The sequence below is a fragment of the Limosilactobacillus sp. genome (assembly GCF_022651205.1).
Taxonomy (GTDB): Bacteria; Bacillota; Bacilli; order Lactobacillales; family Lactobacillaceae; genus Limosilactobacillus.
The window spans coordinates 62051-75651 of the sequence record NZ_JALCQI010000004.1; the positions used below are offsets into that span (position 1 = coordinate 62051).

At 41.9% G+C, this 13601-nt stretch carries 12 protein-coding genes; 5 read left to right on the top strand and 7 right to left on the bottom strand.

The annotated features are described in order from the left end of the window. Nucleotides 1–4: 4 nt before the first annotated feature. The 4 genes from LKJ51_RS02150 to trpS all read right to left on the bottom strand — a co-directional run bounded on the left by LKJ51_RS02150 (nt 5) and on the right by trpS (nt 4584). The gene (locus tag LKJ51_RS02150; RefSeq protein WP_291978928.1) at nt 5–958 is read right to left on the bottom strand and encodes an IpaB/EvcA family protein; all 954 of its coding nucleotides are present in this window, start codon (nt 956–958) and stop codon (nt 5–7) included. After that, nucleotides 955–2220, bottom strand: coding sequence for a hydroxymethylglutaryl-CoA reductase, degradative (locus tag LKJ51_RS02155; protein WP_291978926.1), 1266 nt, complete (start codon nt 2218–2220; stop codon nt 955–957). Before LKJ51_RS02155 ends, LKJ51_RS02150 begins: the two co-directional genes overlap by 4 nt. Then, on the bottom strand, nt 2213–3163 hold the full coding sequence (locus LKJ51_RS02160; protein WP_291978924.1) for a Ppx/GppA family phosphatase: 951 nt from the start codon (nt 3161–3163) through the stop codon (nt 2213–2215). The genes LKJ51_RS02155 and LKJ51_RS02160 overlap by 8 nt, the downstream gene beginning before the upstream one ends. 395 nt (nt 3164–3558) lie before the next feature. Then, a complete protein-coding gene (gene trpS, locus LKJ51_RS02165) occupies nt 3559–4584 on the bottom strand; it encodes a tryptophan--tRNA ligase (RefSeq protein WP_291978922.1) in 1026 nt (341 codons plus the stop codon). 283 nt (nt 4585–4867) lie between these two features. On the opposite strand from trpS, the gene LKJ51_RS02170 reads away from it, so the two are divergent. Genes LKJ51_RS02170 through LKJ51_RS02180 form a run of 3 tightly spaced genes read left to right on the top strand, consistent with a single transcriptional unit; the run spans nt 4868 to nt 7753 of the window. Next, nucleotides 4868–5833 carry a DNA-methyltransferase gene (locus tag LKJ51_RS02170; RefSeq protein ID WP_291978921.1) on the top strand — a complete coding sequence of 322 codons (966 nt, stop codon included), beginning with the start codon at nt 4868–4870 and terminating at the stop codon, nt 5831–5833. A gap of 18 nt (nt 5834–5851) precedes the next feature. Beyond that, nucleotides 5852–6940, top strand: a complete 1089-nt coding sequence (gene aguA, locus LKJ51_RS02175) for an agmatine deiminase (RefSeq protein ID WP_291978920.1) — start codon at nt 5852–5854, stop codon at nt 6938–6940. Between the two features lie 12 nt (nt 6941–6952). Next, nucleotides 6953–7753 carry a MurR/RpiR family transcriptional regulator gene (locus tag LKJ51_RS02180; RefSeq protein WP_291978919.1) on the top strand — a complete coding sequence of 267 codons (801 nt, stop codon included), beginning with the start codon at nt 6953–6955 and terminating at the stop codon, nt 7751–7753. A 50-nt stretch (nt 7754–7803) separates the two neighbouring features. Here the strand turns inward: LKJ51_RS02180 and aguA (LKJ51_RS02185) are convergent, their stop codons facing one another. The 3 genes from aguA (LKJ51_RS02185) to ptcA are packed head-to-tail and all read right to left on the bottom strand — an operon-like array spanning nt 7804 to nt 11359. Continuing rightward, nucleotides 7804–8898: an agmatine deiminase gene (gene aguA / locus LKJ51_RS02185; protein WP_291980078.1), complete on the bottom strand. Its 1095-nt coding sequence runs from the start codon at nt 8896–8898 to the stop codon at nt 7804–7806. 15 nt (nt 8899–8913) lie between these two features. After that, on the bottom strand, nt 8914–10275 hold the full coding sequence (locus tag LKJ51_RS02190) for an APC family permease (protein ID WP_291978753.1): 1362 nt from the start codon (nt 10273–10275) through the stop codon (nt 8914–8916). A 46-nt stretch (nt 10276–10321) separates the two neighbouring features. After that, nucleotides 10322–11359 carry a putrescine carbamoyltransferase gene (gene ptcA / locus LKJ51_RS02195; RefSeq protein ID WP_291978752.1) on the bottom strand — a complete coding sequence of 346 codons (1038 nt, stop codon included), beginning with the start codon at nt 11357–11359 and terminating at the stop codon, nt 10322–10324. Nucleotides 11360–11638: 279 nt separating this feature from the next. Here ptcA and LKJ51_RS02200 point away from each other — a divergent pair, with 279 nt between their 5' ends. Together LKJ51_RS02200 and LKJ51_RS02205 are read left to right on the top strand one after the other, a co-directional pair. Next, nucleotides 11639–12526 (top strand): 3-hydroxyacyl-CoA dehydrogenase, encoded by an 888-nt coding sequence (locus LKJ51_RS02200; RefSeq protein ID WP_291978751.1) that lies wholly within the window; start codon nt 11639–11641, stop codon nt 12524–12526. A gap of 18 nt (nt 12527–12544) precedes the next feature. Next, nucleotides 12545–13435: a 3-hydroxyacyl-CoA dehydrogenase gene (locus LKJ51_RS02205; RefSeq protein WP_291978750.1), complete on the top strand. Its 891-nt coding sequence runs from the start codon at nt 12545–12547 to the stop codon at nt 13433–13435. Nucleotides 13436–13601: the final 166 nt, after the last annotated feature.

Genomic DNA, 13601 nt, shown 5'->3' on the forward strand with positions numbered 1-13601 from the left:
CAAATTACTTCCTTATGATATATGGAATATGGTTCTTTTCTAAAAATTCCTTTACTGGTTGATCATAAATCTTTTTGAATTCTTCTGGAGAATGTTTTGCTGTAGTGAATGAGTTCTGACCGATATTACGCCGTAAACCGACATAAGCTGGTTTACCAGTTTTCCGGTCCTTCATCCCCGAATTAAAAATTTCAAAAACCTGACGAACCTCAAGCCTGAGTTGCCGCTCACTAAGAACTGGTGAAAGGGTCGTGAACTTATCGTTATTCAAAGCTGGTAAGCCCCATGCTTCCATTTGCTGATCATACAAAGAATAAACCTTTACGATTGATCGCCACATATCAAAGGCGTTTTTAACCGGCTTCTTTGTAATTTCAGCATAGATTTTTTTGGCAGCTACAAAAGCAGTTGGATAGTTAGCTTGCAACCGATCTTCGTATTTTGGCAAGTGATCACCAAAGAATACTAAGGCATCTAAGAGTGTTAATAGGCGTAAAGCACGTTCGTCGTCATCTTCGCTTTCTGGGGTTAGGGTGTGCTCAATTCCCTTTAGATACTCTTCCTCGATCTTCTCATTAATTAAATCGTGCTTGCGTTGCTCTGCTACTACAACCCGGTGCATTGCAACGTTATATAGGTCTGTTGACATAATCATCATTTGCTCATCCAATTCCCGATCACCAAGGGATAATTGGAAGAAGATTTGTGGGAAACCACGAAGAAGCATCAATAAATGGAGTAGTTCGTGCGATGCAGTATAGTTTGGCTCGGTTAAGTCAGTGACTAATATTATCAATGCCCCAGGAATAGTTTGTTGAGTTGCCTGATCGTGACGGACATAGCCCGACTTTTCACCCTTAAATTGAACGAATACTGAACCTTCTGGATACAGTTCATTAACCTGATCAAGTAGGGCCTTATTAGCATCGTTTAATTTAATTGTTTGTTCTTCACTCATTGAGAGTCTCCTTTCCGGATCGTTGCTAAGAGTTGTTTAGCAATTTTTTGATCAACGTGTGACTGCTGACTTAGTTTTTCTACTAGTGGATCAATCTCTGCCTGTTTAGCACCAACACTAATCGCAAGGGAACGATATTGGAGTTTCATGTGTCCTGCTTGAATCCCTGTTGTTGCTAATGCTCGGATTGCTGCAAGGTTCTGAGCTAAACCAAGACTAACGATTACCGCGGCTAATTCTTGTGACGACTTGATGCCACTTAATCGATAATTTAACTTAGTCAACCGATTAAGACCAATTGAGCCACCAACAACCCCGACCGGCATTGGGAGAGTCATCTTACCCTCAAGTTGGCTGTTTGTGACCTGCCACGTACTTAATCCGCGATAATGGCCGTCACGACTTGCAAATGCATGGGCACCACTTTCAATTGCCCGCCAATCATTGCCACTAGCAATCACTGCCGCGTCAATTCCGTTCATAATTCCCTTATTGTGGGTTGCTGCCCGATATGGATCAACTTGCGCCAAGTCGCTTAAGTCCGCGATCCGCTTTGCAACCAGTTCTCCATCCATCTGTTTGGTAGCAAGGGCTGGATAATCAACCTTACAAGTTACTGTTTGCAAACTATCAGTAGCATAGTTACTTAAAATAGCGGTAACAACATTATTGCCATTCTCACTCAAGTAATGAGCGACTGCTTCTGCCATTGTATTAACCGTGTTAGCCCCCATTGCTTGGCAAACATCAATCAAAAGATCAACACTAATAAAACGACCAACCTGGCGGATTCGTACTTGCTTAGCACCACCACCACGTTTTGCCATTGACGGGTGCGCTGCATTCGCAATTTCGATCAGCTTAGCTTCTTGATTCTTTAACCATGCGACCTTTGCAGCCGGATCTTGGACGTGATCAATCACAACTTGACCGACTAAGGCTCGCGAAGGTTCCTCGGCATAAAAGCCACCAGACTTTGCGATTCGTTGGGCACCATTGTTAGCTGCTGCAATTACTGATGGTTCTTCCACAACCAACGGCAAAGTATAATTCTTTCCATTAACTACCAGTCCAGTAACAACACCCTCAGGTAACGAGTAATCAGTAATATAGTTTTCTACTAAATCATTTCCCAAGGCAGTCGCATGATTAGCCAGGTATTCCTGATCCGCTTGTGAAAGCTGATAGTGTTCAGCTAAGATCTGCCGACGCTGTTCTGGTGTTAATCGATAAAAGCCATGTGACCAATGTTCATTACTCATGATTTCTCTTCCTTCGGTTAACATACTCGGTGATAATTCCTTCACGAACACCACTTTCAGAAAAGATTACTCGACCATCGCTATTCCGTTGAAGCAAGGAAACCAGTGGTAACATTCCGCCAACAATAATATCAGCCCGTTCTGGTTCCAATCCTGGCATCCGCTTTCGCTGAGCAAGATTTTTGTTCAATAGTTCCCGGTAGGTTGCAAAGACTACCCGTGAAGATAGTTGGTAGCCATGAATTGAACCTGAAGGGCGACGGCGACCGTGGTGATGGTATGCTCGAGTCATTCGCGCTAATGTCCGATTAGCACCACCTAAAAGGACAATTGGTACCCGAGTAGAATAGCGGAGCCACGGGATCTTAGTTAACCGCTCGTTCACAGATACTTGTGCACGAAAAAGATCGGCTGACCGAACATAGCCTCCTAGACGAAATTGTTCAGAGAGGTTAACCGCCCCAACTGGAAGAGAGGTTAAGTTTCGGGCACGCCGCTGTTGAACTAAAATCAGTTCACAACTTGCTCCACCAACATCCAAAATCAAACAGTGGTTGAGCTTAAGCGTTCGAATAACGCCCAAGTAATCGTAATATGCCTCTTTTTTCCCTGAAAGGACTTGCAAGTGGATACCGACTTCTTTTTCGACCCGATTCAAGAATTCCTGACGGTTTCGCGCCTGGCGAACCGCTGCCGTTGAAATAGCCCGCACTTGAATGTTAGGAACAGCTGAATAAATCTTCTTGAAACGCTTCAATGCACTAATCGTTCTGTCCATTGCATTTTTCTGAAGCATTTTCTCCCGGCCCATTCCTTCTGAAAGACGGGTATTTTCCTTCACCCGTTTAATTTCACGAAAACGACCATCAGGTGCAATTTCGGTAATTGCCATCCTTGTCGAATTAGAACCGAGATCAACAATCGCGAGGTTTTCTTCCACCATTTTCACCTCCGATAATTTGTATTTTTATTTAGAAAAAAGCGAAATTTAATATCCACTTAATGATACCATGTTATCTACTATTATGTTGGAGTGAACCAGAAATTGATTTACTGATTTCGTCTGCGAACTAACTTAGCTACTGCAACATAGTCGAAACAACTTTCCAAAAGGCTTCCATAAATAACAAACTCCCACTCGGATGTTTTTGCATCTGGGCGGGAGTTTGTGTGTAGGTTAGGGTTATTGGGGCTAGAGCTAACGTGCTACTGCAACTGAGCCAAGAACTGCTCGCCGCGACCGCCACCTCCGTCTAACTATCCCGTCCTTGATTGTCAAGCAATCATCGTCCGGGATCCCTTAGTACTCGGTGGCTAGTCCGTCGCGGCTCGCACTCTCTAATCAAAATAATTAATCCCTATCGCATCGCGGACTTGTTTGAGGGTTTGGTTGGCGACTTCGTTAGCGTGGGCGGATCCTTCTTGGAGAATTTGGTCAACGTAATCAATGTTCTTCGCGTATTCTTCACGGCGCTTACGGATTGGTTCAAGTTCTGCTTCGAGGACGTCGTTTAAGTAACGCTTAATCTTAACGTCGCCGAGACCACCGGCTTGGTATTGCTTCTTTAATTCGGCAACCTTTTCCTTATCTGGGTCAAAAATATCAAGATAGGTAAAGACGGTGTTTCCTTCAACATGCCCTGGATCACTAACCTTAATGTGGGTTGGGTCAGTGTACATTGACATAACCTTCTTTTGAACGGTGTCAGCATCATCAGAAAGGTAAATGCAATTTCCAAGTGACTTACTCATCTTGGCATTACCGTCAAGACCTGGAATCCGTCCTTCACCCTTTGGCGGGAAAACACCCTGTGGTTCAACCAGGATCTCTTCGTTATAGATCCGGTTAAATGAACGAACGATCTCCCGAGTTTGCTCGAGCATTGGTTCTTGGTCATCACCAACCGGAACCGTATCAGCCTTGAAAGCAGTGATATCCGCAGCCTGACTTACTGGGTAAATAAAGAAACCAGCCGGAACACTTTCGCCAAACTTTTTCTGTTTAATTTCAGTTTTAACTGTTGGATTACGGTGCAAACGAGCAATTGTTACCAAGTTAAGGTAGTGCATTGTCAGTTCGCTTAAAGCAGGAATCTGTGATTGAACAAAAATTGTTGACTTTTTTGGGTCAATTCCAACCGCTAAGTAATCAAGTGCCACTTGGTGCAAACTCTTCCGGATCTTTTCAGGATCTCGAGCATTATCAGTCAATGCCTGTTGATCCGCAATCATAATAAACGGATCGTAATTACCAGTATTTTGCAAACGAACCCGGTTTTTTAATGATCCAACATAGTGTCCAATGTGAAGTTTTCCGGTTGGCCGGTCACCAGTTAACAATACGTGTTTCTTTTCTTCAGCCATAACAATTCCTCCTTAAATTAAAAACGCCCTACTAGCCATCTCAACTAATAGGACGCATTCTTGCGCGGTACCACCTAAATTGCAGCAAAGTTGCTGCCACTCAAATTACTTTAATTGTAACCAGTTCGTGCTTTGGAGACCTTTGCACCGCCCGTCTCTCGCTTTAACTCGCACTACTTATTTACCAGCTATTTTAAGCCTTTTTCCGGTGAAAAATCAAGATTCAGACAAATGATCTTGTATAATGTAGCTATAATCTTGTACTTATTTGGGAGTGAGCAATTTGAAATCAAAGCGGAACAAAACAATTGACTTTAGCTTAGATGATGCCCCAGCGGATGTCTTAGCAAAAATTATTCATGTTAAAAAAAAGGATCCCTTATCACTACGCCAAGTCACAGATAAGGTAATTAATGGTGACTCATTCCAAATCATGAGCCAGCTTCCCGCCAATTCAATCGACCTCGCTCTCATTGATCCACCATACAACCTGAACAAGAAGTATGATGGAATGACATTTAAGCAAATGAAGACAGCCGAATATCAAGAATACACTGAGCAGTGGATTCAAAAATTGCAACCACTGCTAAAGGCTACTGCAAGCGTCTACGTCTTTGCTGATTGGCAAACGAGCATTGCTTTGGCTCCGGTTCTCGGGAAATACTTTACGATTAAGAATCGGATTACTTGGCAACGGGAAAAGGGGCGTGGCGCCTTAACCAACTGGAAAAATAGTTCCGAAGATATTTGGTTCTTAACCGTTAAGCCACATGATTATACCTTTAACGTCAATCAGGTTAAGCAACGGCGGCAAGTAATTGCACCTTACAAAGAAAACGGTCACGCCAAAGATTGGCAAGCAACTAAGGCTGGTAATTTCCGCGACACCATGCCAAGCAACCTCTGGGATGATATCTCAATTCCCTACTGGTCAATGCCCGAAAATACCAATCACCCTACCCAAAAGCCGGAAAAATTAATGGCAAAGGTTATCCTAGCTAGTTCTAACCCCGGAGATTTAATTCTTGATCCCTTTGCCGGCGCTGGCTCAAGCCTCGTAACAGCAAAAAAGCTCAATCGCCATTTTATTGGGATCGAGCAAAGTCTCCTCTACTGTACCTGGGGACAATACCGGCTTGATAAAACCAGTGACGACCCCCATATTCAAGGCTATACAGATGGCGTCTTCTGGCCGCGAAATAGCGTGGGATTACAGAAGAAGTTCTTAAATCACAGTCACAATTCTTAATTAAAGAAGGATCGCATAATGATAATTAACAATTCAACACCCCGTCTTGATCACTACCAAGCTACCGCCGAATTTGAGCGTCAACAATCCTCGTTTATGATCTGGCCAGAGCGACAGGATAATTGGCGCAATGGTGGTAAACCTGCTCAGAAGGCATTTACGGAATTAGCTAGAATCATTAGTCAATTCCAACCAGTCACCATGCTCGTTAACGAAGATCAATATCTTAATGCAAAGGAAAAGCTATCTGGGATCGCCCGAGTGGTTGAAATGAGTAGTAATGACGCTTGGGCTAAAGATGTTCTCCCGATCTATATCAATCGTGGCCATGAATTACGAGCGGTTAACTTTAGCTTTAACGCTTGGGGTGGATTAATCGACGGCCTTTACTTTCCTTGGGACTACGATGATCAATTGGCTGGTAAGGTTGCCGATCTAGAAAAGATCGATTATTACTCCGAAAAAACGGTCCTTGAAGGCTGCTCAATCATTACGGATGGTGAGGGGACAATCATTACTACCGAAGACGTTTTGCTCGCTGAAGATCGCAATCAAAACCCCAGCAAAGAATTTATGGAAGCAATCCTCAAAGAATATCTTGGAGCCAAAAAGATTATCTGGTTAAAACACGGCTACTTTTTAGATGAAACTGGTGGCGACATTGATAACATGGTTAATTTTGTCAAACCGAGAGAGATCGTTTTAACCTGGACTGACGATACGACGGATCCACTTTACGAGGCCTGTCATGATGCTCTCCAAGTTTTGGAAAAAGAAACCGATGCCCATGAGCGCCGCTTTAAAATTCACAAACTACCTATTCCCGCAATCCAACGCCTTACAAAAGAAGAAACAGAGGGAATTGACTTAGTCAAAGGATTAATGCCACGAGCCGTTGGCCAACGTTTAACGGCTACTTACGTAAACTACATTACCATCAACGGAGCAATCATTTATCCCTTATTTGATGATCCTCAAGATCAAAAAGCTCAAAAGGTCTTCGAAGCTCTCTTCCCTAGCCGAAAGATTATTGGCTTTCCTGTCCGTGAAATTCTAATCGGTGGCGGTGGCCTTCATACGATTGTTAACAGTATTCCGAAGCCTTAGTGAGGTGGTAATATGGATTTTTTTAGCATTGTCGAACCACATTTAAAAGAATTAACAGAAAATGAGCACCACTTATTCGACTTTGTTGTTCAAAATATGGAAAAGATTAATGGTTGTAGCATTCGTGAGGTTGCTTCAATAGCCTTCGTTTCCACGGCAACCTTTCTTCGGTTCGTCCGTAAAATTGGTTTTTCTGGGTTTAGTGAATTTACAACAGTTATTAAATTTACCCTAATGAATAACCATGAACGGGAAAGCAGCCCTTTCACTGTTCCCCAAACTGACTATCGAACAGAATATACCAAAAATATTGAAGAAACGATCCGGGTTCTGAAGCCTGAACAACTAAAGAAGATTGCGGATAAGCTTGCTGAGCATCCCCGGATCTTTCTTTTCTCCAAGGACACCACAAAACACCTGACTGAATACATTAAATACCTTTACTCAATGTCTGGATTTAGCGTTAGTTTTCCACAAGATAAGGACTACCGTCGACTCGCTGAGCAAGAAATTAACGATAATTCGCTCGTCTTTATTATGAGTTTTAATGGCGAGAACGAGGAATTTATTCGGCTAATCAACGATCTAATCCGTAAAGGAATCTCCCCCTTGATCGTCTCTATCACTGGAGCCGATAACAATACTATCCAAAACCTGAGTGATATTAATTTCTATCTTTTTACCGATGAAATTACCGTTAATGATACCGACATTGGTTCCCGAATCTCCGTTATTGCAATTATGGAACTGATCCTGTACCAATACATTGAAAATTATGGTGGCCGAGATTTCAATTTTAAGGCTAAGATGTAAGTAAAAAGCTACCGTGTCTCAACGAACACGATAGCTTTTTTGATTATTTACTATTCTTTAGGTACTTGCTGCGTAATGCAGTGGATATTACCGCCACCTAGAAGGATTTCACGAGCAGGTACGCCAACAATCTTCCGGTCTGGGTAACAAGCTTGCAATGTTTCACGCGCCTTTTCATCGTTTGGATCACCAAACATCGGGAAGACAATACCACCATTGGCAGTGTAGTAGTTAACGTAGGATGCAGCCAAACGGTCACCTTCTTGACGCGGAAGAGTACCATCAACGGCATCAACACCCTCTGATTCTTCCTTGGTAATCTTAACTGGCTTTGGAACGTAAAGCTTAGTAACCTTAATCTTCCGTCCCTTTGCATCAGTTGAATTTTCAAGGATTTCTAGGTTCTCACGGGAAATTTCGTATTGCGGATCACTCTTGTCATCCGTCCAAGCAAGAACAACGTGACCTGGTTCAACAAAGTTACAGATATTGTCGACGTGACCATTCGTCTCATCAAGGTAAATTCCCTTATGAAGCCAAATAACCTTATCCAAGTTGAGGTATTCCTTAAGGACTTCCTCGATTTGCTGCTTAGAGAGCTGTGGGTTCCGCCCATCTGAAAGTAAACATTCTTCAGTCGTTACTAACGTTCCTTCACCATCAACATGGATTGAACCACCTTCAAGAGTAAAGTCATTCAGGCGGTAACGATCTACGCCTTCAAGTTCAGCCATCTTAGCGGCTACTCGATCGTCCTTATCCCAAGGGAAGTAAAGACCATCAACTAAGCCACCCCAAGCATTAAAGTGCCAATCAACTGCTCGCATGTCACCCTTATCATTTTTAACAAAGGTTGCTCCACAGTCACGAACCCATGAGTCATCGTTAGAGATTTCAACAACCTCGACGTTATTTGGCAGCATATTTAATGCATTTTCGTATTGATCATCATTTACACCAACAGTAACGTGTTCAAATTGTGAAATAGCCTTAGCTACTTCAACGAATGTCTTTTGGGCGGGCTTACCACCGTTACGCCAATTATCGGGACGTTGTGGCCACAAAATGTATACACCCTTGTGTGGTTCAAATTCTCCAGGCATCCGGAAACCATCTTTTTTAGGACTGCTTTTTAATGTTTGCATAATTCATTTTCCTTTCTATTTATTGACTTTTCCTTTTTGTGCAACACGAACCATAATTTCACCAATAATCAAGGCAATAATGGTTCCAATCAAAACTGGCATTTTACTATCAAAGTCAGCTTTTCCGGTTGGCAAAATAGTTAATAAAACACTGATAATAATCAAAATTTCTGGAATCCAAGTAAAGAGATTAATCATTACCTTTCCACCTGGAACCTTAAATGGCCGTTCGTGGTTAGGATCACTCTTCCGTAATTTCCAAAATGCTGGGAACATTAAGGCATAAGATAAAATCAAAGTAACCACATTTAGTGAGAAAAATGCCCAGAAAATATCCTGATTAGGAATGAACGGAGCAGCAATACACAGAATTGAAGCAATTACTCCATTTACGATCCCAGCACCAATTGGCATTCCGTTCTTGTCCTCTTTCCCGAAGATTGCGGGCAGATCATGATTTTTAGCAGCATATTCAGCGACATAGTTAATCCCTAAAGCCCATGAAATCATCTCTGAAATTAGGATAAACATGAACATTATGCCGACCATGATAATGAACCAATTCATTTTACCCATTAATACAAGGAAAGTATCAAGCAAGCCACTAGAAGCGGAAAGTTTTGATGTCGGAATTGCGACCCCTATAGCAAATGCGGCTAATAGGTAGAAGATTGCAATCATGATTCCACCATAAATCGTTGCCTTAGGAATCTGTCGCTTTGGATCATCCATGTTATCAGCCATCGTTGCAACAACCTCAAAGCCCAAAAAGTTAAAAATAATGACTGACAAGTTACTTAAACTACCGAGATTAGCCTTAGGTAATAGATTAGTCCCACTGTAATTATTGGCGACCCCTTTAGTAATAGCTACATAAATTCCTAATCCGGCAAGGGAGAGAATAATAACAATCTTAAAGATGGCCGAAATATTAGTAAGCCATTTACTCTCAGACACTGGCTTATTACCAATTAAGGTAACAGCCCAGACAAAAATTAATTGAATAATAATCGTTACCCATGTGCCTAAGTGGATTTGGAATGTTTGATTAGCAATTCCCGTAAACAGAACTGCAAGACTTGCCATCCACAGTGGATAATTAACCCAGTAAAGATAAGCTAGTCGGCCACCCCAGCGATCGCCAAATGCTTGTTTAACCCAGTCATAGATGCCTCCCTCACCAGCATAAGCAGTTCCTAATTCTGAAGAAACCAACCCATACGGAAGGAAGAAGAAGATTAGTAAGAAGATCCACCAAAAGAATTGTGATGGACCAATGGCGGCTGCGGGTGCGACTGACTCGACCGTCATAATAACAACCACGGACATCAAGACGGCGTCAAACAAACGGAATTGTTTTTTCGGTTTAGTTTCCATTTGTATCACCCATCCATTCATTTAATACTAGTTTTAACAGTAAATATTACTTATCTGCCTTGTATGGTTCATGAGCTAACATTTCATCTAACTCACCTTGGTACTTGTCAGCAAGTGCCTTAGTAGCTACTTTCATACTTGGATTAAGAAGGTAGGTAAAGATTGCCCGCATAGCAGTCTTCCGGTTTTCTGCCTGATCCCAAACGATTGAATGTTCACCATCAAGAACTGAATCAGTAACTTCTTCACCCCGACTAGCTGGAAGACAATGCATAAACTTAACATCTGGGTTATTAGTCTTAGCTAACATTTCATCGTTAACTTGGTACTTTGGATAGAAGATCTTCATGTATTCATCCTTTTGTAATTCCTTATCATAAAGGCCGTACCAAACATCGGTATAGATAAAGTCAGCACCCTCTAAGATGCTTTCATCATCTGTAATTTCAATTGTTGCACCAGATCCTTTTGCAATTTCTTGTGCTCGCTTAAGATCTTCTTCAGGAACTTGGTTACCTTTTGGACCAAATTGAGCGAAGTGCATTCCCATTTGAACTGCAAAGTACATTGTAGAAACACAAACCTGAGTAGCGTCACCAACAAAAACGATCTTGCAATCTTCAAGCTTCTTGCCTGCTGGCATATGTTCTTCAATTGTTGTTAAATCACCAAGTGCTTGAGTTGGGTGACTTTGATCACTCATGAAGTTAACTACTGGAACCTTAGAGTACTTTCCTAAGTCCATAATTTCTGAATGACGGTTAACCCGTGCACCAATAATATCAAGCAGTCGACCAAGAACATGACCAGTGTCATCTAATGATTCGTGGCCACCTTCACCCAACTGAATTTGTCCTGGTGCTAAGTAAAGAGCATGACCGCCCAATTCAGTCATCGCAGCTTCAGCAGAGTTTCGAGTTCGGGTTGAAGTTTGTTCAAAAATCATTCCCAGTGACTTATTCTTCAAAAGTGGTGGGTAATAGCCGTCTTTAATTGCTGCCTTAATCTTTAATCCAAGGTCAACCATGAATTGAAGTTCTTCCTTACTGTATGTGTATGTATCAATGTAATCGCGCTTTGACATAAATAACAGCTCCTTAAAACTAATTAATAATTTCTTTACGGCTATTATGTTAAACTATTAACTAATTATTTGGAACCGTTTACAGTGCTGATGAATTGTGGTTTATAAGGATTAAACACGTTTCATTTGCTGTAACATGTTTCACTAAGTTATCTCAATTAGATAAGTGTTGAACAAGAGAACTAATTTCCCTCCCCCCTTTTTTAAATGATATGAAAGCGCTTTTATGGTAATGTAAAGGTGTAGGATAAATATGCACTCATATAGGAGGCTGATAATATGGCATTTAAGAATATTACAATTGCCGGTACGGGTGTGCTGGGTAGTCAAATTGCCTACCAAACAGCTCTCAACGGGTTCTCTGTAACGGCATATGACCTTAATCCTGCCGATGCTAAAAAACGGGTTGAGGCTCTTCGTGATAGCTATAAGCATGACTTAAAACTATCCGATGAAGACTTTGACAAGGGCCTCGCAAGCCTTACCTTTACGGATGATCTTGGTGAAGCTGTTAAGGACAGCGATTATGTAATCGAGGCATTACCTGAATCACTCAAGATTAAGGAATCATTCTATCAGGAACTTTCAAAGAAGGCTCCAGAAAAGACTGTCTTCGCAAGTAACTCCTCAACCATGATCCCAAGTCAACTTGTAAAGTTTGTTGATCGTCCACAAAAGTTCTTAAACATGCACTTCGCCAACCGGATTTGGAAGTGCAACGTGGCTGAAATCATGGGGACTGCTCAAACTGATCCAGCAATTTTCCAAGAGGTCGTTGATTTTGCGCGGGCAATTAAGATGGTGCCAATTGAAATCCATAAGGAACAACCCGGCTATGTTCTGAATTCACTCTTAATCCCATTCCTCTTTAGTGCAATGAGTCTTTGGGTAAAGGGCGTCGCTGAACCTGAAACGGTTGATAAGGACTGGATGATTTCTACCGGTTCACCTGTCGGCCCATTCATGATGCTTGATGATGTTGGTTTACGGACTGCTTGGAACATTTCCAATAACCTTTACGAAAGCAAGAAGCAAGAAATCTTTAAGATTGTTGCAGACAAACTAAAAGAAAAGATTGACGCTGGTGAAGACGGCATTGAATCTGGTCACGGTTTCTACACCTACCCTCACCCAGCATTTGAAGATCCAGATTTCCTCAAGAAGTAAGAAAGTGAGGCATAAATTATGGCATTTAAGAATATTACAATTGCTGGTGCGGGAACACTGGGTAGTCAGATTGCTTATCAAACTGCACTTTGTGGTTTTAAGGTTTCAATCTATAACCGTCACGTTGATAAGGCAGAGCACCGACTAGAAGCATTAAGGAAATACTACAAACAGGATGTCGGCCTAACAGATGAGCAGTTTCAAGCAGGATTGGATAACATTGTAACGATCACTACCGACCTCAAAGAAGCCGTTGCCGATGCTGATTACGTAATCGAAGCCTTACCAGAATCACTTAAATTCAAGGAAGACTTCTACCAAAAGCTCTCAAAAGTAGCACCAGAAAAGACTGTTTTTGCAAGTAACTCTTCATCATTCGTTCCATCTCAATTGGTTGGCTATGTTGACCGTCCGGCAAAGTTCCTCCACATGCACTTTGCTAACAAGATTTGGCGGTTTAACGTTGCTGAAATCATTGGAACTGATCAAACAGATCTTGCAGTTTACCAAGAAGTTGTCGATTTTGCTCGGGCAATTAAGATGGTTCCGATCGAACTTCACCGTGAACAACACGGTTACGTCCTAAACGCAATCCTGATGCCACTATTAGCTTCAGCAATGCAACTATGGGTTAATGATATTTCTGACCCACAAACAATTGATAAGGACTGGATGATTTCAACTCATTCACCAATGGGACCATTCATGATTCTCGATATGGTTGGTCTCCGGACACCATACCAAATGGAACTTAACACCTATGAAGCAACCCATGATGAAATTCACCAAAGGATTGCTGATAAATTGAAAGCAATGATCGATGCTGGACATGTTGGTCAAGAAACCGGTCAAGGGTTCTACCATTACCCAAATCCAGAATTTGAAGATCCAAATTTCTTGAAAGCATAAAGTAGCGAGCAAAAAAATAAAGAGCGGGCGTGAGAAAAACTAAACGTTTTTTCTCACGTTCGCTCTTATACTTAGCGATCTTCAAACTCACAGAGTCTAATCGCGGGAATCCAAATAGGCTCACTTCGTATCGTAACTGAGGGACTCGAGCCTAACGCAGCGAAGC